Origin of the sequence: Bradyrhizobium uaiense (assembly GCF_010811875.1) — a bacterium.
In the GTDB taxonomy this organism is placed as follows: domain Bacteria; phylum Pseudomonadota; class Alphaproteobacteria; order Rhizobiales; family Xanthobacteraceae; genus Bradyrhizobium; species Bradyrhizobium uaiense.
Genome location: NZ_VKHP01000487.1, coordinates 1 through 1,541, shown reverse-complemented (window position 1 = coordinate 1,541; position 1,541 = coordinate 1). Strand labels below are relative to the sequence as shown.

The 1,541-nt window shown below is 62.6% G+C and carries 2 protein-coding genes; both read right to left on the bottom strand.

The annotated features are described in order from the left end of the window. Nucleotides 1-1,254, bottom strand: a 1,254-nt coding sequence (locus FNJ47_RS46005) for a xanthine dehydrogenase family protein molybdopterin-binding subunit (protein ID WP_163163399.1), incomplete at its 3' end; no start/stop codon positions are given. Then, nucleotides 1,251-1,541: (2Fe-2S)-binding protein (locus tag FNJ47_RS46000; protein ID WP_236000585.1), on the bottom strand; the 291-nt coding region annotated here is incomplete at its 5' end. The genes FNJ47_RS46005 and FNJ47_RS46000, both read right to left, overlap by 4 nt.

The window sequence follows — 1,541 nt, the reverse complement described above, 5'->3', positions numbered from 1 at the left end:
GGCGTCGTCGGCGATCAAGTTGCGCCGGCGGATTTCGACAGGGTCCATGCCGATCTTCGCTGCGGCGAGATCAACCAGCCCTTCGGTGACCGAACAAGCAATCGGGTGTCCGACCGCCCGGTACTGGCACATGACATTCTTATTCTGGAAAAAGACCCGCGCCCGCGCCCGATAGTTCGGGGTGACATAGGGCCCACCGACCAGATTGACCACCTGATTTGCCTCGATGGCGCTGGTGCGCGGATACATCGAATAGGGACCGATCCCGGTCAAGTCGTCGATCTCGAAGGCCGTGATCGTTCCGTCCGGTCTGACGCCGATCCGTCCCCTGCATCGATGATCGCGGGCGTGAATATCGGTGTTGAAGCTCTCGACGCGGTCGGCCACGAACTTGATCGGCCGCCGTAGCAGCTTGGACAGCGCGTAGGTCGCCATCTCGTCGGCGTAGATATGGACCTTGATGCCGAACGAGCCGCCGACGTCCTTGCAGATCACCCGGACCTGCGCTTCCCTTAATCCGAGATGCAGGGCCGCGATGTTCTGCACCATATGGGGCGCCTGCGTGCCCTGATAGATCGTGAGCCGCGCCTCTGCGGCATTCCAGTCGGCAACGACCGCCCGGGGCTCAAGCGTCACGCCGGTGTGGCGACCGAATACGAAGTCGGCCTCGACGACCTCGGACCCAAACAACGCATGGTCGACGTCGCCGGCATTGAGGGTCCGTTCAAAGGCAAGATTGTCACCGAGCGAGGGGTGAATGACAGGTGTTGCCGGATCGAGCGCCGTGCGCATGTCCGTGACCGCCTCGAGCTCCTCGTAGTCGACGGAAATATGCTCCATGGCATCTTCCGCTGCGGCCCGGCTTGTTGCCACAATCGCGGCAACCGCCTCACCCTGCCAGCAGGCCCGGTCGACCGCGATCGCATGCTGCGGCGCCGACTTCAATCCCTTCAGATGCGAGAGCACACCGACCCACGGCGTGATGACAGCCTCAAGTTCACGCCCCGTGACGATGGAAATGACGCCGGACATGCGCTTCGCTACGTCGGCATCGATCGCCACGATTTTGGCGTGGGCATACGGCGACCTTAGAAAAACCACGTGCGCCATCCGCGGCAATTCCAGGTCGCTGACATATTGTCCGCGCCCTTGCAGCAACCTGTCGAGGTTCGGCCGCGGCACGGTCTTGCCGATATAGGAATTCGGGCGGTCGAGCACGGAAAGTGTGCCTGCTGGCGGCGGGGTCACCGTCATGCGTGCCGCTCCGCGCGCGTCCTGGCCGTTGCCTCGACAGCGTCCACGATGGCCTGATAGCCGGTGCAGCGGCAATAGTTGCCGGCAAGATGCTCGCGGATCGCCGGACGATCAGGCATGGACACATGCATAAGCAGATCCTGCGCTGTCATCAGCATGCCAGGCGTGCAGTAGCCACACTGCAAAGCATTGCGTTCGCGAAATGCGGCCTGAAGATCGGCAATTTCACCGCTGTCAGACAGCCCTTCGATCGTCTCGACTGACGCGCCCTGCGCCTGCACCGTCAG